The 23,360-nt window shown below is 70.4% G+C and carries 17 protein-coding genes; 13 read left to right on the top strand and 4 right to left on the bottom strand.

What is annotated here, in order from left to right; all coding sequences use genetic code 11:
- Positions 1–5: 5 nt before the first annotated feature.
- Positions 6–950, bottom strand: a complete 945-nt coding sequence (locus tag MicroSTF_RS06485; protein ID WP_322954329.1) for an NADP-dependent oxidoreductase — start codon at positions 948–950, stop codon at positions 6–8.
- Positions 951–988: 38 nt separating this feature from the next.
- Positions 989–4,939, bottom strand: a complete 3,951-nt coding sequence (hrpA, locus tag MicroSTF_RS06480; RefSeq protein WP_322954327.1) for an ATP-dependent RNA helicase HrpA — start codon at positions 4,937–4,939, stop codon at positions 989–991.
- Between the two features lie 64 nt (positions 4,940–5,003).
- Here hrpA and MicroSTF_RS06475 point away from each other — a divergent pair, with 64 nt between their 5' ends.
- Positions 5,004–6,206 (top strand): heparan-alpha-glucosaminide N-acetyltransferase domain-containing protein, encoded by a 1,203-nt coding sequence (locus MicroSTF_RS06475; protein WP_322954325.1) that lies wholly within the window; start codon positions 5,004–5,006, stop codon positions 6,204–6,206.
- Between the two features lie 263 nt (positions 6,207–6,469).
- Positions 6,470–9,727, top strand: a complete 3,258-nt coding sequence (locus tag MicroSTF_RS06470; RefSeq protein ID WP_322954323.1) for a LamG-like jellyroll fold domain-containing protein — start codon at positions 6,470–6,472, stop codon at positions 9,725–9,727.
- A 57-nt stretch (positions 9,728–9,784) separates the two neighbouring features.
- Here the strand turns inward: MicroSTF_RS06470 and MicroSTF_RS06465 are convergent, their stop codons facing one another.
- The gene (locus tag MicroSTF_RS06465) at positions 9,785–10,570 is read right to left on the bottom strand and encodes an SDR family NAD(P)-dependent oxidoreductase (protein WP_136024195.1); all 786 of its coding nucleotides are present in this window, start codon (positions 10,568–10,570) and stop codon (positions 9,785–9,787) included.
- 150 nt (positions 10,571–10,720) lie between these two features.
- Between MicroSTF_RS06465 and MicroSTF_RS06460 the strand changes: the two genes are divergently transcribed.
- The 9 genes from MicroSTF_RS06460 to MicroSTF_RS06420 all read left to right on the top strand — a co-directional run bounded on the left by MicroSTF_RS06460 (position 10,721) and on the right by MicroSTF_RS06420 (position 19,575).
- Positions 10,721–11,329: a TetR/AcrR family transcriptional regulator gene (locus MicroSTF_RS06460; protein ID WP_231479901.1), complete on the top strand. Its 609-nt coding sequence runs from the start codon at positions 10,721–10,723 to the stop codon at positions 11,327–11,329.
- A 54-nt stretch (positions 11,330–11,383) separates the two neighbouring features.
- Positions 11,384–12,220, top strand: coding sequence for an aldo/keto reductase (locus tag MicroSTF_RS06455; RefSeq protein ID WP_029259600.1), 837 nt, complete (start codon positions 11,384–11,386; stop codon positions 12,218–12,220).
- Positions 12,221–12,310: 90 nt separating this feature from the next.
- On the top strand, positions 12,311–12,880 hold the full coding sequence (msuE, locus tag MicroSTF_RS06450) for an FMN reductase (protein WP_029259601.1): 570 nt from the start codon (positions 12,311–12,313) through the stop codon (positions 12,878–12,880).
- 33 nt (positions 12,881–12,913) lie between these two features.
- Positions 12,914–14,716, top strand: coding sequence for a thioredoxin domain-containing protein (locus MicroSTF_RS06445; RefSeq protein ID WP_322954318.1), 1,803 nt, complete (start codon positions 12,914–12,916; stop codon positions 14,714–14,716).
- Positions 14,717–14,784: 68 nt separating this feature from the next.
- Positions 14,785–15,528, top strand: a complete 744-nt coding sequence (locus MicroSTF_RS06440; protein ID WP_322954316.1) for a formylglycine-generating enzyme family protein — start codon at positions 14,785–14,787, stop codon at positions 15,526–15,528.
- 167 nt (positions 15,529–15,695) lie between these two features.
- Positions 15,696–16,787, top strand: coding sequence for a histidinol-phosphate transaminase (hisC, locus tag MicroSTF_RS06435; protein ID WP_036331598.1), 1,092 nt, complete (start codon positions 15,696–15,698; stop codon positions 16,785–16,787).
- A complete protein-coding gene (locus tag MicroSTF_RS06430; RefSeq protein ID WP_021199915.1) occupies positions 16,784–18,187 on the top strand; it encodes an amino acid permease in 1,404 nt (467 codons plus the stop codon). The genes hisC and MicroSTF_RS06430 overlap by 4 nt, the downstream gene beginning before the upstream one ends.
- Positions 18,188–18,189: 2 nt before the next feature.
- Positions 18,190–18,672: an Lrp/AsnC family transcriptional regulator gene (locus tag MicroSTF_RS06425; protein WP_021199914.1), complete on the top strand. Its 483-nt coding sequence runs from the start codon at positions 18,190–18,192 to the stop codon at positions 18,670–18,672.
- A 30-nt stretch (positions 18,673–18,702) separates the two neighbouring features.
- On the top strand, positions 18,703–19,575 hold the full coding sequence (locus tag MicroSTF_RS06420) for a hypothetical protein (protein ID WP_315071274.1): 873 nt from the start codon (positions 18,703–18,705) through the stop codon (positions 19,573–19,575).
- Between the two features lie 26 nt (positions 19,576–19,601).
- Here MicroSTF_RS06420 and MicroSTF_RS06415 read toward each other — a convergent pair whose 3' ends face one another.
- Positions 19,602–21,155, bottom strand: a complete 1,554-nt coding sequence (locus tag MicroSTF_RS06415) for a dolichyl-phosphate-mannose--protein mannosyltransferase (RefSeq protein ID WP_322954313.1) — start codon at positions 21,153–21,155, stop codon at positions 19,602–19,604.
- A gap of 62 nt (positions 21,156–21,217) precedes the next feature.
- On the opposite strand from MicroSTF_RS06415, the gene rsmI reads away from it, so the two are divergent.
- On the top strand, positions 21,218–22,045 hold the full coding sequence (gene rsmI, locus MicroSTF_RS06410) for a 16S rRNA (cytidine(1402)-2'-O)-methyltransferase (protein WP_029259607.1): 828 nt from the start codon (positions 21,218–21,220) through the stop codon (positions 22,043–22,045).
- Positions 22,042–23,154 (top strand): LacI family DNA-binding transcriptional regulator, encoded by a 1,113-nt coding sequence (locus MicroSTF_RS06405; RefSeq protein WP_231479900.1) that lies wholly within the window; start codon positions 22,042–22,044, stop codon positions 23,152–23,154. The genes rsmI and MicroSTF_RS06405 overlap by 4 nt, the downstream gene beginning before the upstream one ends.
- Positions 23,155–23,360: the final 206 nt, after the last annotated feature.

Here is a 23,360-nt window from a genome sequence, read left to right as displayed (position 1 = left end):
TGCGACTACGGGAGCAGGATGATCTTGCCCGAGGCGGCGCCGGATTCCATGAGCTCATGGGCCTGCGCCGCTTCGGCGAGCGGCAGCTGCGGTCCGAGCTCGATCGTGAAGTCGCCGGTGTCCAGGAGGGCGATCGTCTCGGCGAGGGCCTCGGCACGCCAGGCGAGTTCCTGGTCGGTCAGCGGCACCGGCGATCCACCGGAGAAGGCACGGATGCCGAAGGATGCGGCATCCGGCCCCCGCACGATCGTCGCGATGCGGTCGCGGTCGGACACCAGCGCGAGCGAGGTCTCGATCGCCTCGTCGGTTCCCGCGCAGTCGAGTGCCACTGTGACGGCGGAGGGAGCCGCCTCGCGGACCCGGTCGAGCAGGCCGTCGCCGTATGCCACCGGGATCGCCCCCAGCTCGCGCAGCTGGTCGTGGCGGGCGGGGCTCCCGGTCGCGATCACGGTCGCGCCCCAGGCGACGGCGAACTGCACGGCTGCCTGTCCGACGGCTCCGGAGCCGCCGTGCACGAGCAGCACGTCGCCCTCGGCCACCCCGAGCGAGCGCAGCGCCTGGTAGGCGGTTCCAGCGGGGATCCCGATGCCGGCGCCCTCTGCGGTGGTGACCGAGTCGGGGAGCTTCGCGAGGTTCTCGGCCGGGACGGCGAGCGCCGACGCGTAGGTGCCGTGTCCATCGCGGATCGCCACCCGGTCGCCGACCGCGAAGTCGTCGACGCCGTCGCCGAGCGCCTCGATGACACCTGCGCCGTCGAAGCCGACGGGACGCGGTTCGGTGATCGGAGGCGACGGGCGCTTGCCGCCACGCAGCTTCGCGTCGATCGGGTTCGCCCCTGCGGCTTCGATCCGCACGACCACCTCGCCGCGTGCCGCGACGGGGTCGGGGATCTCGATCAGATGGAGGACAGCGGGGGAGCCGATTTCGGTGTACACGATCGCGCGAGCCATGCATTCAGGCTACCCGCGCCGACACGGGCAGTCGCGGATCAGCGCCCGGACAGCACCTTCATGATGCGCTGCGGCGACACCGGCTGTGCGGTGCCCAGACGCTGCGCGAACACGCTCACGCGGTACTCCTCCAGCAGCCAGCGCACCTCGACGAGCGCGGGAGACGCGTCGGCCGAGAGCGGGATCGTGCCACCGGCGTCTTCGAAGGCCTTCGCCATCCGCTCGTACTCGGTCATGCGCGCGCGGTCCTTGCCGGGCTCGCTGGACAGGGTCTTCAACCGGTCGAGCATCCCCTCCAGGTACCGGGGGAAGTGCGTGAGGCGGTCGGCACCGGCGGTGGAGACGAACCCCGGATGCAGCAGTCCGCTCAGCTGGGTGCGGATGTCGTTCAGCGGGCCGAGCAGGGCGAGCGAGTTCTGCGACTTGATGCCGCGCTCCACGTCGCGTGACTTCGTGAGGATGCGTGCGACCAGGGAGACGCAGGCGAACAGCTCATCGACGAGGACGGCGGAGACCGCGTCGCGCACGCGGGCGAAGCCCGCCTCGTCGCGCACGATGCCATCCGGCACGATGCCTTCGATGACGTTGCGGGCGACCGCCGCACGCGCGTCCTCGATGAGGGCGGCGGCCGACGGATAGGGCGAGGCGGCGAGTGCGAGCTTCTCCTGGCTGGTCAGGTGCTCCTGCACGTACGAGGAGGGCGACGGCACACCCAGCAGTACGAGACGCAGCACGCCGTCGCGGGTGGCGGCCGCCGCGGCATCCGGGGTCGATTCGACGCGCACCGATACGCTCTTGCCCTGGTCGACGATGGCCGGGTACCCGCGCACGACCCCGCCGGCGACGCGGGTGTCGAGCACCTCGGGCAGTTCGCCGAACGTCCACGCCGTGAGGCCGGTCTGCTCGATCGGTGCCGAGGCGATGCGTTCGATCCCCCCGCGTTCGGCGCCGCGTCTCGCTCCCGTCCCCCCGGAGCGGGGAGGAGCTGCGATCGAGCGGGCGACGCTGCTGCGGGCGCGGTCCGAGAGCTGGGTCTGCAGCGCCCGCAGGTCGCGTCCGGAGCCGACGATCCTGCCGCGTTCGTCGACGGCGCGGAAGTTCATGCGCAGGTGCGGGGGCACGCGCTCGTCGTCGAAGTCGGCGGCGGAGACCAGCTGGTTCGCGAGCGGCTGGATGCGGCGGGCGAGCGCCTCCTTGAGCGTGCGCGGAGGCAGGCCGCCGTGCGACTCCGGCCCCTCCTCGACGAGCTCGGCACCGAACTTCTCGGCCCAGTCGGCGGCGGGGACCACGTGGCGACGGATCGCCTTGGGGAGGGCGCGCAGCAGGCCCGTCACCAGCTCGGCACGCAGGCCGGGAACCTGCCAGTCGAAGCCGCGGTCCTCGATCTGCGCGAGGAGCGGCAGCGGCACGACCACGCTCACGCCGTCGTCGTCGGCCCCCGGCTCGAACCGATACGCGAGGCCGAGCACCTGGTCGCCCTGGGTCCACCGGGTCGGGAACTCGCGCTGATCCGCACGCTCCTCGTCGTCGATCAGGTCGCTCTCGCGCATCACGAGCAGCTTCGGCGTCGTCGCCATGGCCTCTCGCCACCAGCTCTCGAACGACCGCACGTCGAACACCTCGGCGGGGATGCGCTCGTCGTAGAAGCGGAACACGGCCTCGTCGCCGGCGAGGATGTCGCGGCGACGCTCGCGCTCCTCGAGCTTCTCGAGGCGCTTGCGCAGTTCGGCGTTGCTGCGCCAGAACGCGCTCACCCGCTTGTCGAGCCGTGTCGGATCCCACTCGCCCTCGACGAGAGCGTGCCGCACGAACAGCTCGCGTGAGGCAGCGCGGTCGATGCGGGCGAACTGCACGCGCCGACGCGGGATGATCTCGAGGCCGAACAGGGTCACCTTCTCGAAGGCGACCGCAGCACCGGCATCCTTCGACCAGTGCGGCTCGGTGACCTGACGCTTGGCGAGGTCGCCGGCGAGGGGCTCGGCCCAGGCGGGGTCGATCGCGGCGACCGTGCGGGCGAACGTGCGGGAGGTCTCGACGATCTCGGCGGCGATCACCGCCCGCGGACTCTTCTTGCGCAGACCGGAGCCGGGGAAGATCGAGAAGCGGATGCCGCGCGCCCCGCGGTACTCGGCGATGCGACGGCCTTTCGGTTCCTTCGCAGGGGAGTGCGCCTTGCCTGCGGGGGCGGTGCGCTCGTCGAGGATGCCGATCTGCGAGAGCAGGCCCGACAGCAGTGCGCGGTGGATGGCATCAGGATCGCTGGTGCCGCCGTCGTCGCCCGCTCTCCGGTCGTCGCGGGGGCGGTCGGGCGTCTTCACGAGCGTGCGCAGCTGGCGATGCACGTCGAACCACTCGCGCACTCGCACGTAGTTGAGGTGCTCGGAACGGCACAGGCGGCGGAACGCGCTCGAGCCGAGCTCGCGCTGCTGCTCGCGCAGGTGGTTCCAGAGGTTCAGCAGGGTGAGGAAGTCACTGGTCGGGTCGACGAAACGCGCGTGCATCCGGTCGGCTTCGTCCCGGCGCTCCTCCGGCCGCTCCCGCACGTCCTGGATGGTCATGCCCGAGACGATCGCGAGCACGTCACGCGTCACGGTGCCGCCGGAGTCCGCCTTCCCTGCTTCGATCAGCATGCGTGCGAACCGCGGATCGATCGGCATGCGGGAGATGTCGCGACCCGTGCGGGTGAGGTGCGGGGTACCGTCGCGGCGCGATGCCTCGACGGCGCCGAGCTCGGTGAGCAGGTCGAACGCGGCCTTCACGCCCCGCGAGTCGGGCGGGGTGAGGAAGGGGAACGCGGTGATGTCGCCGAATCCGAGCGACAGCATCTGCAGGATGACCGAGGCCAGCGAGGTGCGCAGGATCTCGGGCTCGGTGTACTCCGGTCGCTTGTCGTAGTCCTCTTCCGAGTAGAGACGGATCGCGATGCCGTCGCTGGTGCGGCCCGCACGGCCGGAACGCTGATTGGCCGAGGCCTGGGAGACGGCCTCGATCGGCAGGCGCTGCACCTTGGACCGGTTGCTGTACCGGGAGATACGCGCGGTGCCGGTGTCGATCACGTACTTGATGCCGGGCACCGTGAGGCTGGTCTCGGCGACGTTCGTGGCGAGGATCACCCGGCGGCGCACGCCGGCCACCCGGCTGCGCTCGAACACCCGATGCTGGTCGGCGGCGGAGAGCCGTCCGAACAGCGGCAGCACCTCGGTGGGGGCGCGGTCGCTCGCGTAGGCGCCGCGCACGGCATCGGCGGCATCGCGGATCTCGGCCTCGCCGGGGAGGAAGACGAGCACATCGCCCGGTGCTTCCCGGTCGAGCTCGCGCAGGGCCGCGACGATCGCCGAGACCTCGTCCTCCGGCTCGGGCGGCGCATCCTCTTCGTCTGCATCCTCGACCGGCCCGCGGTAGCGGATCTCCACCGGATAGGTGCGGCCGGAGACCTCGATGATCGGTGCCGGGGTGCCGTCCGGTGCGGCGAAGTGCGTGGCGAAGCTCTCCGGATCGATCGTCGCCGAGGTGATGATCACCTTGAGGTCGGGTCGCTCCGGGAGGATGCGGGACAGGTAGCCGAGCAGGAAGTCGACATTGAGGGAGCGCTCGTGCGCCTCGTCGATGATGATCGTGTCGTAGCGGGTGAGCAACCGGTCGCGGTGGATCTCGTTGAGCAGGATGCCGTCGGTCATCAAGGCGATGCGCGTGGCGTCCGACACCTTGTCGGTGAACCGCACCTTGTATCCGACGAGCGTGCCCAGCTCGACGTGGAGCTCTTCGGCGACGCGCTCAGCGATCGTGCGGGCGGCGAGGCGTCGCGGTTGCGTGTGGGCGATGCGCTCCCGACCGAGTTCCAGGGCGATCTTCGGCAGCTGGGTGGTCTTTCCCGATCCGGTCGCACCGGCGACGATCACGACCTGGTGGTCGCGGATGGCGTCGGCGATCTCAGCCCTGGCGGCACTGACCGGCAGCTCCGGGGGAAAGGAGATCACGGGGGAAGACATAGCCCTCCATCGTATGCCGGGATCGGTCATCCACGCACCGATGCCGGCCTCTACGATCAGGGGGGTGATCACTGCTCTCGCCCCCGTCCGGTGGTTCCACGAGTTCGGACGACCTCCGCGCATCCTCGGGCTCGACGTCGCCCGAGGACTGGCGATCCTCGGCATGGCCGGAGCGCACATCGGCGAGACCGAGCCGTTCGACTGGTTCGACCCGTCGACGTGGACCGACCTGGTGCATGGACGCTCGTCGATCCTGTTCGCGGTGCTCGCGGGCATCTCGATCGCCCTCATGACGGGACGCAGCGCGCTGCCCGAACGTGAGCGCATCCCCGGCATCCGCCTGAACCTCATCGGCCGCGGCGCGGTGATCTTCGTGATCGGCCTGGCCCTCGAGATGTTGAACACCCCGATCGCAGTGATCCTCACGCTCTACGGTCTGCTCTACGTCGCGGTCATCCCGTTCCTGCGCTGGAGGCCCTGGCAGCTGCTGACGGGGGCGGCGGTGCTCGCACTCCTCGGTCCGGCGCTGCTCGCGTTCCTGAACGCGGTGATGCTGAACCCCTACGGTTCCGGCATCGGGTTCGTGCTGTACGGCACGTACCCCATCACGGTCTGGATGTCACTGGTGCTGGCTGGCATGGCCCTCGGACGCCTGCGCGTCGAGCGGATGCGCACCGCGGCGGTCGCGCTCGGCGTCGGATTCGCGCTCGTGGTGGTCGGGTACGGCCTGGGCGGCATCGGACATGCTGCGGGCCTCACCGGTGGCATCGGGAACGGCTCTTCGGGGACGGAGATCTCGTCGGGCAGTTCGATCATCGACCCCGGCTTCGTCGACATGGGCACGGCTCCCACCGGGTGGGAGGCCTACCCGCAGGCGGTCGCCGAGACCGACCCGCTCCGTGCCGTGCTCACGGCGGTCTTCGCCGTCGATCCGCACAGCGGAGGTACGGCCGAGATCCTCGGGTCCGGCGGGTTCGCCCTCGTCGTCATCGCCCTGTGCCTGCTGCTGAGCACACCTCTGCGCTGGGCGCTGCTCCCGCTGGGTGCGCTCGGTTCCATGCCGCTCTCGGCATACAGCGCGCATGTGCTCTCGATCATGCTGGTCGGTGGACCGGGGTCGTTCTTCACCAGCAACACGTTCTGGGCCGCGACTGCGATCGCTCTGCTCCTGCTGACCACGCTCTGGTCGATGTTCTTCGGCCGCGGACCGCTCGAACGCCTGGTCGGTCGGGGAGCGACGGCGATGGCGTCGGTGCCCCGGAGCTGACTCCGTCGATGCCGACCACGTCGCCGACCATAGGGCCGACCACGTCGCCGACCACGACGAGGGCCGAGAAGACGATGTGCTAGCGTGGAACGGCGACGCTTTCTGGCGTTCGCGACCGACCCCGATCTCGGGTCGGACTGGGGAGTTTCGAACTGGGGAGTTCACACCACCGCGTTGCGGCGATCCATTCGCCGTCTCGATGTCGTCGAGTGCGCGGGGGATGACGCCTGCGCGTTCGGAACGGCATCGACTGGGGAGTCACGGTGGGGAACACGAGTTTCGGGCGACGGGCACGCGGTGCCGTCGCATCAATTCTGACGGCCGGCCTGCTGATCGCGGGTCTGTCCGGTGTGGGAGCGACGGCGGCTGCTGCAGCCGACGTGCCGCCGACGACGCCTCCGCAGCTGCAGCGCGATGAGAACGTGGTGACGTCGGATCCGATTCCGACCGTCCAGATCGACAACGGATACGTGTGGGCGCAGACCACGATCGGCACCACCGTGTACGCGGTCGGCAAGTTCGACAACGCGCGTGAGCCGAAGGCCGCGCCCGGCACGGCCCTCACCGCACGCTCGAATGTGCTGGCGTACGACATCGTCTCCGGCGCGCTGTCGTCGTTCGCCCCGAAGGTCAACGGCGTGATCAAGGCCGTCGCGGCATCGCCCGACGGCACGCGCATCTACATCGGCGGATCCTTCAACAGTGTGAACGGCAAGGACCGGTGGAACTTCGCGGCGCTCGATGCGAAGACCGGCGAGCTGGTCCCGCAGTTCGCGCCGTCGATCGGTGGCAGTGGCGTGTACGCGATCACCACCGACGGATCGAACATCTACCTCGGGGGTCTGTTCACTCAGGCCAACGGCGTCGCCCGGAAGAACCTCGCCGCCTTCGACCAGAAGAACGGTGCGCTGCTGAGCTGGGCTCCCCAGGCCGACCGCCAGGTCGATGCCCTGGTGATGGATCCGGCCGGCACGAACGTCATCGTCGGAGGTCGCTTCTCGACGGTCAACGGCAGCAGTCTCCGTGGCTCGGCCGCTGTGGACAAATCCACCGGTGCAGCGGACACCTCCTGGGGCATCTCCCAGGTCGTGAAGAACAGCGGGAGCAGCAGCAACTCCGGTATCTTCGCCCTCGCCACCGACGCGAACTCTGTCTACGGCACCGGGTGGAGCTGGGCCGGCGGGGGCAACCTCGAGGGCACGTTCGCCGCAGAGGCGGGAACAGGAGCGGTGCGCTGGATCGCGGATTGCCACGGCGATCACTACGGCGTGTACTCGACCGGCAAGGTCGTCTACACGACGAGCCACATGCACTCCTGCAACACGATGGGCCTGCAGCCGCAGAAGAACCCGGCGGTCTACCAGTACGCCGAGGCGTACACGGCCGATGCGCGCGGCACCCTCTCCGCGAACACCTACTCGGGGTACGCCAACTGGGCGGGAACCCCTGCGCCGTCGCCCTACCAGTGGGCACCGGACTGGTCGGTGGGCACCACCACCGGACTCGGCCAGGCGGGCCTGTCCATCACCGGCGCGGGCGACATGATCTCGATCGGCGGCGAGTTCCGATCCGTCAACGGCGGTCAGTTCGAGGGACTGGTCCGGTTCTCCACGAACCCGCCTGGCGGCGCCAAGGACGGTCCCCGTGTCGCCGCTGCGGACTGGAAGCCCACGGCGGGCACATCGCCCGTCCCCGGGCGCGCTCGCGTGACGATCCAGACGAACTGGGATCGGGATGACCTGACCCTCACCTACGAGCTGTACCGAGCCGGAACCGCTGAACCTGTGGCGAGCACGACTGCGGACGGCACCTGGTGGAAGCGCGCGACGGTCACGCTCGATGACCCGACGGCGACGCCGGGCGCGACGCAGAGCTACACCGTGGTCGCGAAGGACGCCGCCGGGAACACCGCGACCAGTGCGAGCGTGAACGCGAAGGCGAACGCGGGGACCGTCTCGGCATACACGGCCAAGGTCCTCGCGGACGGTCCCTCGCTGTACTACCCGATGGGAAACATCTCGAAGGATTGGGCGGGCGCTAACACCCCGGTGAACGGGTCGGGCGCCACGGTCTCGTCGGCCGGCATCAAGAACAGCGGCACGGGGTCGACCGCCTTCAACGGCACCACGACCGGCCGGGTGTCGTCCGACGCCAAGGCGGCGGTGTCGAAGGATTTCTCCTCGGAGATCTGGTTCCAGACGACCACGAAGACCGGCGGCATGCTCATCGGCTCCGGAGCCGCCAAGACGGGAAGCTCCGCGACCGTCGACCGACAGCTCTACATGACGAACAGCGGCACTCTGACCTTCGGCGTCTTCGCCGGTCAGACGCGCGCCACGGTGGCAGGGGACAAGGCGCTGAACGACGGAACGTGGCATCACGCGGTCGTCTCGCAGAACGCGGAGGGGATGAAACTCTACGTCGACGGTGAGCTCGTCGCCTCGGATCCCGCGGTGACGACGTCCAGGACCGACTCCGCCTACCTCCGCATCGGCGGCGATGCCCTCGCGGGCTGGCCGTCGGCTCCCTCGTCGAACTACTTCAAGGGTGCGCTGGACGAGGCCGCGGTGTACCCGTTCGCGTTGAACGCGGATCAGGTGCGGTCGCACTTCCAGCTGGGGAAGGGCATGAAGGCTCCGACGGCGGCATTCACGGCGCAGTCGACCGATCTGAGCGTGGCGGTCGACGCGTCGGGCTCGTCCGCGGACGGCGGAGCATCGATCAGTGCTTTCGCCTGGGACTTCGGCGACGGTTCGACGGCCACGGGCGCGACCGCGACGCACGAATACGCTGCAGCGGGGACCTACACGGTGCGCGTGACGGTGACGGACAGTCGTGGACTGTCGGCATCGAGCGAGAAGCAGGTCGTGGTCACGGCCCCCGTCGTCGCCGATGTCGTCGTGGCATCGGACGGGTTCGATCGTGCGGTCGATTCCGGCTGGGGCACCGCTGATGTCGGTGGTCTGTGGACGCCGATGCAGGGCAAGTCGACCGCGCTCTCCGTGGCAGAGGGTGCCGGGGTGATCGACCTCGCCGCAGGGCAGACGCGCGAGATGCTGCTGGACGATGCATCGGTGCGGGATTCCGCCACGACGATGTCCTACACGCTCTCGGCCGGTCCGGAGTCCGGCACGGCGTACGTCGGTGCGGGTTCTCGTCGCGCCGGCGACAGCGGGTTCCGAGCCCTGGCCTGGCATCGCGCCGATGGGGCGGTCTGGGTGGTGATCCAGCGCAACGGGACGGCGATCGCCAGCGCGGCGGTCCCCGGTCTGACCTGGAGTGCCGGGACGATGTTCCACCTGTCGACGGAGACGTCGGGTTCACCGTCGACGACCATCCGCGCCAAGGTGTGGGCCGACGGCCAGCCCGAGCCGGCGGCGTGGCAGGTGTCCGCGACGGATACGACGTCGACGCTCCAGGGCGAGGGATCGCCGTCGGTGTTCTCGTATCGGGCCGGCAGCGCGACCGGCACGAACATCGTGCGGGTGCACGAGGTCAAGGCCATCCGCTCGGGCGAGTGAGCTCAGGAACGAGTGCGCGGGTGGGGGCACCGGATCGGGTGCCCCCACCGGTGTCTCTCAGAAGTGCGTGCCGCCGTCGATGCGCACCTCGGTGCCCGTGATGAAGGCACCGTCCTCGCTCGCGAGCATCGCCACGACGCCGGCGACCGACTCCGGTCCGGCGAAACCCTGACCGATCGCGGGCGCGAGCTTCATGAACAGGCTCATGTCGGCGTCGGCGGGCAGGCCCGGACCGTTGCTCTGGTTGCTCTGGCCGGATCCGTCGGTCATGCCGGACGAGATCGACCCGGGCTGCACCGCGGTGAAGCGGATCCCGCTCTTCGCGTATTCGGCGGCGAGCGCGTGGGTCATCGACTGCACGCCGCCCTTGCTGGCCGCGTAGGCAGCCATGTAGGGGTGCGCGAAGCCGGCTGAGGTCGAGCTGAAGTTCACCACGGCGGACGACGAGCCGTCGAGCAGTGCGGGGATCGCCGCGCGGATCACGAGGAACGTGCCGACCAGGTTGATCCGGATGACCTGCTCGAACTGGTCGAGCGTCGTCTCGTGGGTGTGCGAGGAGCGCAGGATTCCGGCGGCGTTCACGAGCACGTCGAGTCCGCCCAGAGCAGCGACGGCCTCGGCGACGCCGGCAGCCACGGAGGCTTCGTCGGCGATGTTCATCGTGACGGTCGTGAGGCGTTCGGCGAGTGCGCCAGCCTGGGCGACCGTGTCTTCGAGACCCGCGGTGCTGACGTCGGCGGCGACGACGCTGCCGCCTTCGCGGAGCATGCGCAGCACGGTGGCCTGACCGATGCCCGACCCTCCGCCGGTGACGAGCGCCCGACGTCCTTCGTAGCGGTTCATGATCTTCCCTTTCGTGGTGAATGTCGTGGTGGATGCGGTGATGGTGTCGCGAGGCGACGTTCCGTTGTAGGCAGACTATGCCTGTATGGCAGAACGTGCCATATAGACCCAACCTGCCGCGGCGTTCGCCTATTCCCGTACGCTGTGACGGTGGAGACCTCGACCCTCACCGAACGCCGCCGGGCCGCGACCGAGCGGGACATCGCGGACGCCGCCGCCGCGCTGTTCGCCGAGCAGAGCGTGGCGGGGGTCACCGCCGAGCAGATCGCGGCGCGCGCGGGTGTCTCGGTGCGTACGTTCTACCGGTACTTCGCCCGGAAGGAAGACGCGATCACGCCCATCCTCAGCGTCGGCGCCCAGCGCTGGCAGGAGGCATTCGCGCAGGTGGGGGAGCTTTCGCTGCGGGAGCGGATCCCCGCCGTGATCCACGCCCAGCTCGCCGAGGACGGGTCAGGGGAGCGGTCATCCGAGGGGCTCGAACTCGACACGATGCTCGGCGTGCTCCGGGGCCTCGACGACGACACGGCGATGCGCGATGTCTGGCTGCGCGTGAACGACGACTCCGAGCGTCGACTGCGAGCGATCCTCCGGGAGCGGGGGATCGCGGTGTGGGATGCGGCTCTGCTCGCCGCTGTCGCGACGGCCTCCATCCGCGTCGGTCTCGAGCAGTGGGCGGCGGATCCCGACGGTGCTCGTCCCGCGGAGCGCGCTGTCGAGGCCTTCCAGGCCATGTCGCAGGGGCTCGACGGGCTCGACTGACTTCTTTCGTCACCGGCCGGTCCGACCTGTCATCACAGGTCATAGGCTGGAGGCATGACGATTCCTGCACTCGAACTGAACGACGGCAACTCCATCCCGCAGCTCGGCTACGGCGTCTTCAAGGTGCCGCCGGCAGAGACCGAGCGGGCGGTGAGCGAGGCGCTCGAGATCGGCTACCGCCACATCGACACCGCCGCCATCTACGGCAACGAAGAGGGCGTCGGCGCCGCCATCGCCGCCTCCGGCATCCCGCGCGACGAGCTGTTCATCACGACGAAGCTCTGGAACGACCGTCACCACGACGACGAACCGCGCGCCGCCATCGGCGAGAGCCTCGAGAAGCTCGGACTCGACGAGGTCGACCTCTACCTCGTGCACTGGCCGACCCCGGCCAAGGACGACTATGTGCACGCGTTCGCGAAGCTCATCGAGCTCCGCGAGGCGGGTCTCACCCGCAGCATCGGCGTCTCGAACTTCCTGGTCCCGCACCTGGAGCGCACGGTCAAGGAGACCGGCGTCGTCCCGGCCGTGAACCAGATCGAGCTGCACCCGGCGTACCAGCGCCGCGAAGAGGTCGCCTGGGCCGACGCGAACGGCGTCCGCATCGAGGCGTGGGGTCCTCTCGGCCAGGGCAAGTACGACCTCTTCGGCATCCCGGCGGTGGCAGATGCCGCCGCAGCGCACGGCGTCACCCCGGCACAGGCGGTGCTCCGCTGGCACCTGCAGAAGGGCATCATCGTGTTCCCGAAGTCGGTGCGCGCCGAGCGGCTGCGTGAGAACCTCGACGTCTTCGGCTTCGAACTGACCGACGCCGAGATCGCGGCGATCGACGCCCTCGACCCGCTCGACGGCTCCGGCCGCGTCGGCTCGCACCCGGACGAGGTCAACTGACCCCGCTCCCGTGGGACGGAGCCTCGGGCTCACATGACGCCCCGTGTCGCATCGCGCGACACGGGGCGCCGTCGTGAGTACCGTCGAGGCATGACAGCTCCGTTCCGCGTCGTCGCCGTGTCGGGATCCCTGCACGAGCCCAGCAAGACGACCGCCCTCGTCCGCGCGATCACCGCCGCCATCGCCGAGCGCGCCGAGGTCGAGTCGCAGCTCATCGAGCTGACGCAGATCGGTCCCGGACTGGCCGGCGCGCTGCAGCGCGATCAGCTGCCGCCGGAGGTCGAGGCGCAGCTGCAGGCGATCGAATCGGCCGACCTGCTGATCGTGGGCAGCCCCGTCTACCGGGCGTCGTTCACGGGGCTCTTCAAGCACCTGTTCGATTTCGTCGGCCAGTACGACCTGGTGGGCAAGCCGGTGCTGCTCGCCGCGACCGGTGGCGGCGAGAAGCACGCGTTGATCATCGAGCACCAGCTGCGTCCGCTGTTCGCGTTCTTCCAGGCGCTCACCCTTCCGCTCGGCGTCTACGCGAGCAACACCGACTTCGACGGCTACGAGATCGCCTCCGAGGTGCTCGAGGCCCGCATCGCGTTGGCTGCCGAGCGCGCCCTTCCGCTGGTGGGGTATGCGGCATCGCGTCCGATCGAGCTGCTCGTCGGCTGACCGCACCCCCTCCGCGCGGCGTAGCGTGAAGGCATGACCAATCGGCTCGCCGACACTCTCAGCCCGTATCTCCGCGCGCACGCCGACAACCCCGTCGACTGGTACCCGTGGGGCGAGGAGGCATTCGACGAGGCGCGGCGGCGGGATGTGCCGCTCCTGATCTCGATCGGCTACTCGACCTGCCACTGGTGCCATGTGATGGCTCGGGAGTCGTTCGCCGACCCGGCCACCGCCGCGCTCATCAACGACGGGTTCGTGGCCGTCAAAGTCGACCGTGAGGAGCACCCGCAGGTGGACGGCGCCTACATGGCCGCGGCCTCCGCCTTCACGCAGAACCTCGGCTGGCCGCTCACCGTGTTCGCCACACCGCGTGGGCGCACCTTCTATGCCGGCACATACTGGCCACCGGAATCCCGGCCGCCGATGCCCGCATTCCGCGACGTGCTCGCGGCGGTGCGGGAGGCGTGGACTCTGCGTCGTGCGCAGGCGGAGGAGTCGGCGGATGCCGTGACCGACGCGCTCGCCCGGGCGGCGGAATCCGCACCATCGGACCTGCCGGACATGGTGGCGATCGCCGCGGCGGCTGCGTCCATCGCGCAGCGCGAGGATCGGCAGTTCGGCGGCTTCGGAGGTGCGCCTAAGTTCCCCGTCGCCACGACACTGCGATTCCTGCAGCATCCGCTCGTGAGAGAAGGCGCTCCCGAGGCGGCGGCCGCGACGGCACGCGCGCTCGCGGCGATGGCGGGTTCGGACCTGCGCGACGCCGATGGAGGATTCTTCCGTTATGCGACACAGCGTGACTGGACCGTGCCGCACTACGAGCGGATGCTGACCGACAACGCGCAGCTGCTCGAGATCGCGCGCGACGCGGGAGACGAGCAGACCGTGCGGGGCATCGCCTCCTTCCTGATCGACGTGCTCCAGCGCGACGGCGGGGGATTCGGTGCGGCGCAGGACTCGGAGTCGACGATCGACGGCGTGCGCAACGAGGGTGGCTACTACCTTCGCGCCCTCGCCGACCGCGCGGGTCTGGAGGTGCCGGCCGTCGACGGGAAGGTGATCACCGGTTGGAACGGACTCGCGATCGCCGCCCTCGCCCGGGCGGGGGCGGCCTTCGGGGAGCAGGGCTGGATCGACGCGGCCGTCTCCGCTGCGGAACAGGTGCTCCGGATCAACCGGGATGCCGACGGTGCCCTGGTACGTGCTTCCCTCGACGGGCGGGCATCCGCCGCGGTCGCGACCGCCGCCGACCTCGGGCTGCTCGCCGACGGTCTGTTCGCGCTCGCCCTGGCGACGGGCGACGCGGGGTGGGCGGTGGAGGCGCGCGTCGTCCTCGACGAGGCTCTCGAGGGGGCGGCCGGTGACGACCCGCTCCTGTCGGCCCAGGGCATCGCGACGTCGCCCGATCAGACCGATGGCGACCTGCCCTCAGACGCGGCGGCCGTCGCCGGTGCCGCCCTGACGGCCTGGTGGCTGGGGGCGGGGGAGCGATATCGCGAAGCGGCCGTCTCGACGGTGAGCGCGCTCGCCGAGCGCTCTCGGGAGCAGCCGTTCGCCCACGGCACGCTGCTGCGGGTGGCCGCAGGACTCGCCGTTCCACCTCGCCAGCTCGTCGTGGTCACCGAGGCACGTGGCAGCGCCCTGGCCGTGGCGGGGAGGGGTGCGGACGCCGAGGTGGTCGCCGTGGTCAGCGCCGAGCAGGCGCGATCGTTCGCGGATGCGGGATTCGCCCTGTTCCAGGGCAAGGATGCGACGACGGAACGCGCCTACGACTGCCGGGCGTTCGTGTGCCGACTGCCGGTGAGCGATCCCGCCGAGGTGTCGGTCGGGCGCTGACGGTCGGCCCGCGCTCCCGCCGGGGGCTCCTACGCTGGGAACGAACCGGTTTCGAGGGAGGAACGGGCATGACCGTGCAGCACATCGAGTGGGTCGACATCCCGGCGGGGACACTGCAGCGGGGAACGCCGCTCGATCAGATCGATGCCCTCACCGTCCGGTATGCCGCCACCGGTGTTCCGCCCGCCTGGTATCGGAAGGAGGCGCCGCGCACGCCCGTCGCCGTCCCGGCGTTCCGACTCGCCCGCACCCCGGTGACGATGGCGCAGTGGGCGGCGTACGCGGAGGCGACCGGCGCCCGCGCCATCTCCGGGATCGACGAGCATCCGGTGGTCGGGGTCTCGTGGGACGAGGCCACCGCCTACGCCGCAAGGATCGGCTCGCAGCTCGGCGTGGACGCCCGCCTGCCGACCGAAGACGAGTGGGAGCGGGCGGCGCGCGGCGACGACACCCGCGAGTTCCCGTGGGGTGACGAGTACGTCACGGGCCGGGCGAACCTGTTCGACCTGGGACTCGGCACCACGACACCCGTCGGTTCGTTTCCCGAAGGCGCCAGTCCGTTCGGGGTGCTCGACATGGCCGGCAACGTCGACGAGTGGACCTCGACCCTGTACGCGCCGTATCCGGGGGCGCCCGATGACGTCCCTGCCGTCGAGGACTGGGCGGCCGACCCGCACGTCACACGCGGCGGAGCGTTCCGCCACGACGTGGATCTTGCCCGCTGCGCCCGACGGCACGGGGCGTACGAGGCGGACCTCGTCGCTGTGGGCATCGGCTTCCGACTCGCGGCGCCCGCGATCGCGACAGCGTGACTGTGCAATCTGACTAACCGTCGCCCCAGGAGTGGCGGTCGGTTGCGCGAGATGCGCAGCTTCCGGTGCGCCGATTGCCCAGTGGATGCGATCCGTTCTACTGTTGCGCGACAGCAGGCGGTGCCGCTCGGGGGCCGCCCATGGATCACAGCAAGGACGCTCTGACGATGCCCCTCCCCACCCGCGCCGGACTCGACGCCGTTCCCGCGTACCGTCAGGGGCGCTCCGCCCCGGCCGGTGCTTCGAAGCTCTCCTCGAACGAGTCCCCGCATCCGCCGCTGCCCTCGGTCGTCGCGGCCGTGCGCGATCGCCTCGACGGCATCCACCGCTACCCGGACATGAGCGCCGCCGCCCTGCGCGAACGGCTGGCCGACCGCTACGGCGTCGATCCGTCGGAGGTCACGGTCGGTGCGGGGTCGGTCGAGATCGCCGCTCAGCTCATCCACGCGGTCGCCGGCGATGGTGACGAGGTGGTCTTCGCGTGGCGGTCGTTCGAGGCGTACCCGTCCCTGGTTCGCATCGCGGGTGCCACGCCCGTCCCGGTCCCGCTCGACGCAGACCACGGACACGACCTCGACGCGATGCTCGCGGCGATCACCCCGCGCACCCGCCTGATCTTCGTGTGCAACCCGAACAACCCGACGGGCACCGTGGTCGGCGCCGACGAGCTCGAGCGCTTCGTCGCCGCGGTACCGCACGACGTGCTCGTGGTGATCGACGAGGCCTATGTGCACTTCGATCGCACCGAGAGTCGAGGTGCCGGCATCGAGCTGTTCCGGCGGCACCCGCATGTGGCGGTGCTGCACACGTTCTCCAAGGCCTACGGGCTCGCGGGCCTGCGCATCGGCTATGCGATCGCCCCGGCCGCCGTCGCCGAGAACCAGCGCAAGGTCGCCGTGCCGTTCGGCGTGACCGACCTCGCGCAGACCGCGGCGCTCGCCTCGCTGGACGCCGAGGACGAGCTCGCGACACGCATCGACGAGGTCGTCGTGCAGCGCGACCGGCTCCATGCCGTGCTCGTGGCGGCCGGATGGCCCGCCGTCCGGTCCCAGGCGAACTTCGTGTGGGTGCCGTCCGCCGACCGCACCGCGGAGCTCGAGCACCTGCTGCAGGCGGGCGGCGTGATCGCGCGCGCCTTCGCCGGGGAGGGCATCCGCATCTCCTCGGGCTCTGTGGAGGACATCGACCGGGTGGAGGCCGCGCTCGCAGGCGCCGCCCGGGAACGCGGTGCCGCTGAGCGTGTGGAGGTGGGCGCATGACCGATGACCGCATGACCGAGATCCCCCCGACCACCACGACCACCAAGGGTCTGCACCCGGGCCTGACCCGCCGCCAGATCTCGATGATGGGGCTGGGCGGTGCGATCGGCGCCGGGCTGTTCGTCGGATCAGGTCAGGCGATCAGCATCGCGGGGCCCGCCGTGCTGGTGTCGTACCTGGTTGCGGGCGGCATCGTCGTGCTCGTGATGGCCATGCTGGCCGAGATGGTCGCCGCCCGGCCCAGCTCGGGTGCTTTCAGCTCATACGCCCAGAAGGCGATGGGACGCAGCGCCGGCAGCGCGGTCGGCTGGCTCTACTGGATCCAGCTGGTCGTGGTGATCGCCGCCGAGGCGACCGGTGCCGGTGCGATCGTGGCCAACTGGACACCGGGCATCCCGGCCTGGGTGTGGGTGCTGATCTTCGTCGTCGCGCTCACCGCGGTGAATCTGTTCGGGGTGCGCAACTACGGCCGCTTCGAGTTCTGGTTCGCGGCGATCAAGGTCGCGGCGATCATCGCCTTCCTCGTGGTGGGGGTGTGCGCGATCGTCGGGCTGATCCCCGGTGTGCCGGCGACCGGCATCGCGAACCTGGTCGACAACGGCGGCTTCGCACCGAACGGCATCGCCGGGATCGCCGGCGCCCTGCTGATCGTCGTCTTCGCGTTCGGAGGTACCGAGGTCGTCGCGATCGCCGCCGCGGAGTCGAACGATCCCGCGCACAACATCCGCCGCATCGTGCGGGAGGTGCTCGTGCGCATCCTCGTCTTCTACGTCGGATCGATCTTCGTGATCGTGGCTGTGCTGCCCTGGAACGACCCCGCCGTGAAGGCGGGGCCCTTCTCGGCGGTGCTCGAGACGCTGAACGTGCCCGGCGTCGGTCTGGTGATGGACCTGATCGTGATCATCGCGCTGCTGTCGGCCATGAACGCCAACATCTACGGCGCCTCGCGCATGGCGTATTCGCTGGGGGAGCGCGGGCTCGCCCCGCTGGCCGCGACCCGCACGAGCCTTAAGGGCGTGCCGTTCGTCGCCGTGCTGGCCTCCGTGGCGTTCGGGTTCGTCACGGTCGGGCTCAACTGGGCCTTCCCTGACGTGGTGCTGCCCGCCCTGCTCAACGTGGTCGGCTCGACGCTGCTCGTGATCTGGACCGCCACCGCGGTGGCGCAGATCATCCTCCGCCGTCGCGCGGATCGTGCCGGCGAGGCGATGCCGATGCGTATGTGGGGCTTCCCCTGGCTGTCGTGGCTGTGCCTGGTGCTGCTCGCCGCAGTGATCGCCCTCGCGATGATCGATGAGGCCGCGCGCATCCAGCTGCTGCTCACGCTGGGTCTCACCGCCGTCCTCCTCCTCGTCGCCCGGGCGACCAGGAGCGTGGCCCGGCCCGGCGTCCCGCGGGAGTAGCGATGCGCATCGATCGCCTCGACGCCCAGCTCATCCGCCTGCTCACGGAGTCGCCGCAGCTACCGATCCTGGAGTGCGCACGGCGACTCGGGATCGCGCGCGGCACCGCGACGAGCCGGCTCGCGCGCCTGCACGAGGGCGGGGTGATCGAGGCGATCGTGCCGCGGATCGATCCGGCGGGTTTCGGCTACGGCGTCGTCGCGTTCTGCCTGGTCGAGATCGATCAGAAGGTGGGGCACGACGACGTCGCCACGGCTCTTGCGGATGCGGTCCCCGAGATCGTCGACATGCACACCGTCACGGGGGCCAGCGACATGCAGCTGCGGCTGGTGGCGCGCGATGCCACGCGGCTGCAGGAGGTGCTCGATCGGGTCGCCCTGGTGCCGGGAGTCGCGCGCACCGCCTCGTCGATCGCGATGCGCACGCATCTCTCGGGCCGTGTGCTCCCGCTGGTCGAGCACGTCGCCGCGGACGAGGTGCTCTAGGGCGACGGCGATCCCGCTAGCATCGTCGTCATGGTCGCTGCTCCTGTGCTCGTGGACCTCGACCGTGACAGCGTCGCGATGGGCGACGACATGTCGTCCCATGCGCGCCGCCTGTCGTTTCCGGACGGCACGCGCCTGGCAGATCTGCTCGAGGCGACGCATCCGGAGATCGAGAACCGCGGATGGTCGTGGGTCGCGGTCGTCGACGGCACCGAGTCGGCGGTGTGGTCGGTGGACCACGGTGTGCGTCTGCTGGTCAGGAACCGCCGACTGCGAGGGTCGGCGTCGCCGATCCCGGTCGTCTTCCGCTACTTCCTGCAGCTCGATCCGCAGTGGCTGCACGGGCGACTGGCGGCGGGCGCTGCGGCGAATCGGGATGCCCTGAGCGTGGAGTACGCGCCGCTCGCGGCCGAGCGCCTGGAGGCGGAACAGCGCCGCCGCGAACGGGAGGTGCCGGAGAAGCTGCTCTCCGCAGCGGCCGTCGGCGCGCTCGTGCGGCTCGGCGCGACGATCGACCTGCACTCCGACGTGCGCTGTCGGTTCTTCGCCGCGGGCGAGCGATGGGTCGTCGGGCGTTCCGACTCCATGACGGTCGTCTACCGGGCGGAGACCCCCGCACCGATCGCGTCGCTGCGTCCCCGCGCCTTCGCCGAGCTCTGGCTCGCGACGGCTGTGGGGGCGCGTGGACGGCAGGCGCGCGGCCTTCCTCCGTTGCCGCCATCCGCGTCGACGGAGGTTCCGCAGCCGGAGACGATGGCGTCCTGGCCCCCAGGCACCTCGCGATGGTCGTTCACCCGCGAGGACGGTCACGTCGCTCAGCTCTCCGGCGAAGACGCCCTGGACTGGTACCGCTTCGCGTTCGGGCGCACGCTCGACGAGATCGTGGGGTCACTCGCGGTCTGAGGGACGCCGTGGTGCGTCGGGCGGGCTCACACCCAGCCGGGCAGCCAGTTGTGCACCAGCCAGAACTCGTACGGCACGCTCATCCCCGTCCACAGGGGAAGGAAGAACGCCGACACGAGCACCACGAACGCGAGGAAGATCATCACGGTGCGCTCGCCGGACTGCCGCCGGTGCAGCGGATCCTCACGTCGCCCGGCGATGATCCGCAGCGTCATCGCCAGCGCGAGCACGAGGAACGGCATCATCACGACGGTGTAGAACTGGAAGATCGTGCGGTCGGGGAACATCAGCCACGGCACGTAGGTGACGGCGAGGCCGACCAGGGGGATGCTCAGTTCCGGGCCGACGGGCTGCCGGGTGATCCAGCCGCGCACCAGGCGGTAGAGCAGGTAGATCGCTGCGGCCACGCCCGCGTACCAGATGAGCGGATTCGGGATCGCCGAGATCACGCCGATGCAGTGGTCCGTCCCGCAGCCCGCGGGGTCGGAGTCGACCCAGACCGCCGTGGGGCGCAGCAGGAACGGCCACTCCCAGGCGGGACTCGCGTAGGGGTGGCCGCGAGTGAGGCCGACGTGGAAGCCGAGCATCGACTCGTGGTACTTCCACAGCGCGATCAGCGGGTTCGGGTCGCTCTGGCGGTCATAGCCCCCTGCCGTCACCAGCCAGCCGGTCCAGCTGATCAGGTACACCGCCAGGGCGGGGAAGACGAGCAGCACGAACGAGACCGGCCCCTGTCGGAACGCGGCCGCAGTCGGCCACAGCACCACTCCCGCGCGACGGCGGGCGAGCGCATCCGTGACGACGACGTACAGGCCGAAGCCCGCCAGCACGTACAGCCCCGACCACTTCACGGCCGACGCCGCGCCGAGGGCGGCTCCCGCGGCGATCAGCCACGGACGACGCCAGAGCACCGGACCCCAGAACGGATCCGGGGTGTCGGGATCGCGCTTCTCGAGCACGGGGATCGTCCGCTGCCGGTCGATGATCACGAAGAGCACACCCAGCAGGACGAAGAACGTCAGGATGCCGTCGAGCAGGGCGATGCGACTCATCACGATGCTGAGACCGTCGATCGCGACCAGCGTCCCGGCCACGCTCGCGACGATCACGGAACCGCTGAGCCGTCGCGCGATCAGGTAGACCAGGAGCACCGAGGCGCTGCCGAGCACCGCGGTCGCGAGTCGCCAGCCGGCGCTGTTGTCCGGCCCGCCGATCGCCATGCCGAGCGCGATGAGCCACTTGCCGAGCGGCGGATGCACGATGAACGCGCCCTGTTCGGACAGCGGCAGCTGCTGCAGCGTGACGAAGGCGTCGTTGGCGTTCTCGCCCCAGGTGCCCTCGTAGCCGAGCGTCCACAGCGACCAGGCGTCTTTGACGTAGTACGTCTCGTCGAAAGCGAGCTGATGCGGATGGGCGACGTTGATCAGCCGGAGGAGGGCAGCGATCGCGGTGAGGACGAGGGGGGCGAGCCACCGGATCGCGCGTCCCCAGTCTGGGGCGTTGAGCAGGCGGTCACGCAGTCGCCCGTAGCGCGTCAACCGCTCATCGGGAGCGGGAAGCAGGGGCACGGGCGCGGTCACCGCTCCAGCCTAGACAACCGGCCTTCTCGGCCGGCTGCATCCGGCCCGCCTAAGCTGGGCGGGTGATCATCCTCGCCGCCACTCCGATCGGAAATCTCGGCGACGCGTCGCGCCGTCTCGTGGAGGTCTTGGAGAACGCCGAGGTCGTCGTGGCCGAAGACACCCGCACCACGCAACGTCTGCTGAAGGCCCTGCAGATCGAGAACCGCCCGCGCCTGATCGCCCTGCACGACCACAACGAGAAGCAGAAGGCCGCCGAGCTGGCGGCTCTCGCGGCCGAGACCGACATCGTGGTGATGAGCGATGCCGGGATGCCCACCGTGAGCGACCCCGGCTACGGGCTGGTCGCCGAAGCGGTCGCTCAGGGCGTCACGGTGACCGCGATCCCCGGGCCGAGCGCGGTGCTGATGGCACTCGCGATCTCGGGCCTGCCCACCGACCGCTTCACGTTCGAGGGGTTCCTGCCGCGCAAGCCGGGGGAGCGGCGTTCGACTCTGCGCGCGCTGGCGGCCGAACCCCGCACCATGGTCTTCTTCGAATCGCCCGCCCGCCTCGCGAGCTCCCTCGCCGACATGGGGGCGGCATTCGGCGACGACCGGCGGATCGCGGTGTGCCGAGAGCTGACGAAACTGTACGAGGAGGTGCGCCGCGGCACAGCATCGGAACTCGTCTCCTGGGCCGAGGACGGCGTGAAGGGCGAGATCGTCGTCGTGGTCGAAGGGGCGGCGCACCGCGATGCCTCCCCGGAAGACGCTCTCGCGCAGGTGCAGAAGCTCGTCGCCGACGGCATCCGGTTGAAGGACGCCGCTTCCGAGGTCGCCGGCCTCACCGGTCTCTCCTCCCGCGACCTCTATCAGGCCGCCCTCGCCGCCCGCTCCGGAGGAGCGTGACCGTGAGCAAGGCGGCGACCGTGTACGACGTGGCCGATCGGGCCGGCGTCTCGATCGCCACGGTCTCGCGTGTGCTGCGCTCGCCGGATGCGGTGCGCCCGGTCACCCGTGAGCGCGTGCTCGACGCCGTCGCCGCGCTGGGGTACGTGCCCAGCGGCAGCGCCCGCGGACTCGCCGAGCGTCGAACCGGGGTGCTCGGGCTGTACTTCCCGGGGTTCGACGCCGCCGAGGATGCCCCGCCCCTCGACGCGCTCTCCGCCGCCGACGCCGACGCACCGCCGTTCGCGATCGTCCGCGACGAGGCGGAATCCGACGGCCGGCACACCTCGATGCTGTTCCTCGACGAGGTGCTGCGCGGTGCGGAGCTGGAAGCCTGGAAGCAGGGTTTCGTGCTGATGGTCGGCGTCGGGCGGGACGACCCTGACCGCTCCACCGTGCGCGACATGGCGGGCCGTGTGGACGGGCTCATGGTCCTCGCGAGCAGCGTGCCGGACGACGTGCTGGCCCGGCTGGCGCGGCGCATCCCCGTGGTGGTGCTCTCGGGTCCTCCCCGCGGCGATCACTACGACCACGTCACGGTGAGCAACGCCGAGGCGATGGGTGAGCTGACCAGGCACGTGCTGGCGCAGGTGGGAGACGGGCGGCTCGCGTTCCTCGCGGGGCCCGCGGATTCGCCGGACGGCCTGCAGCGCTGGGAGGGGTTCGCGGCCGCCGTGACGGCTGCCGGTGGTGGGCTCGACGACGTGACCGTGCTGCGCGGCGACTTCACCCGCGCATCGGGGCGCCGCGCGGCCGAGGAGCTTCTCGCCGCGGGGGTGCCGGCCGCGCTGATCGCCGCGAACGATCAGATGGCGCTCGGAGCGCTCGACGTGCTCCGAGGCGCCGGTATCCGCGTGCCGGACGACGTCCTGGTGACGGGCTTCGACGGGATCGAGGCCGCCGCGCTTTCGCAGCCTCCGCTGACCACGATCCGTCAGCCGATGATCGACCTCGGCCGGGCGGCCGTTCAGGTGCTCGCCCGGCGGCTGGAGAACGCGGAAGCCGACCCGGTGGTCGCCCGGCTGCCCCTCCAGATCCTGCTGCGCGAGAGCTCTCAGCGCCCCGTCTGAACGGCGCGGCCATGGTCGGCGCGCCCGTGTCAAGGGGTTGCGATCGCAAAATGTATGCGCTTACAATCGCTGAGGCGGTGCACACCGCCCTGAGACGGCGCAGGCCGTGCGGGTGTTCCGAAGTTCCGGTGGTCCGGCAGGGGCGCCCTTCATGACAGAGACGACATGAGGTGGCAGATGTCAGGTGGCAGAACACCGGGACGGCG

Origin of the sequence: Microbacterium sp. STF-2 (assembly GCF_034650155.1) — a bacterium.
Taxonomy (GTDB): domain Bacteria; phylum Actinomycetota; class Actinomycetes; order Actinomycetales; family Microbacteriaceae; genus Microbacterium; species Microbacterium maritypicum_A.
Note: the sequence above shows the minus strand (reverse complement) of the source record. Positions and strands in the feature narration are given on the sequence as shown.

Excerpts from the sequence above, each read along its gene's own strand:
- msuE (WP_029259601.1), top strand. The coding sequence starts at position 12,311 with ATGACAGCTCCGTTCCGCGTCGTCGCCGTGTCGGGATCCCTGCACGAG.
- hrpA (WP_322954327.1), bottom strand. The coding sequence starts at position 4,939 with ATGTCTTCCCCCGTGATCTCCTTTCCCCCGGAGCTGCCGGTCAGTGCC.
- MicroSTF_RS06440 (WP_322954316.1), top strand. The coding sequence starts at position 14,785 with ATGACCGTGCAGCACATCGAGTGGGTCGACATCCCGGCGGGGACACTG.
- MicroSTF_RS06430 (WP_021199915.1), top strand. The coding sequence starts at position 16,784 with ATGACCGATGACCGCATGACCGAGATCCCCCCGACCACCACGACCACC.
- MicroSTF_RS06425 (WP_021199914.1), top strand. The coding sequence starts at position 18,190 with ATGCGCATCGATCGCCTCGACGCCCAGCTCATCCGCCTGCTCACGGAG.
- MicroSTF_RS06455 (WP_029259600.1), top strand. The coding sequence starts at position 11,384 with ATGACGATTCCTGCACTCGAACTGAACGACGGCAACTCCATCCCGCAG.
- hisC (WP_036331598.1), top strand. The coding sequence starts at position 15,696 with ATGCCCCTCCCCACCCGCGCCGGACTCGACGCCGTTCCCGCGTACCGT.
- MicroSTF_RS06485 (WP_322954329.1), bottom strand. The coding sequence starts at position 950 with ATGGCTCGCGCGATCGTGTACACCGAAATCGGCTCCCCCGCTGTCCTC.
- MicroSTF_RS06465 (WP_136024195.1), bottom strand. The coding sequence starts at position 10,570 with ATGAACCGCTACGAAGGACGTCGGGCGCTCGTCACCGGCGGAGGGTCG.
- MicroSTF_RS06445 (WP_322954318.1), top strand. The coding sequence starts at position 12,914 with ATGACCAATCGGCTCGCCGACACTCTCAGCCCGTATCTCCGCGCGCAC.
- MicroSTF_RS06420 (WP_315071274.1), top strand. The coding sequence starts at position 18,703 with ATGGTCGCTGCTCCTGTGCTCGTGGACCTCGACCGTGACAGCGTCGCG.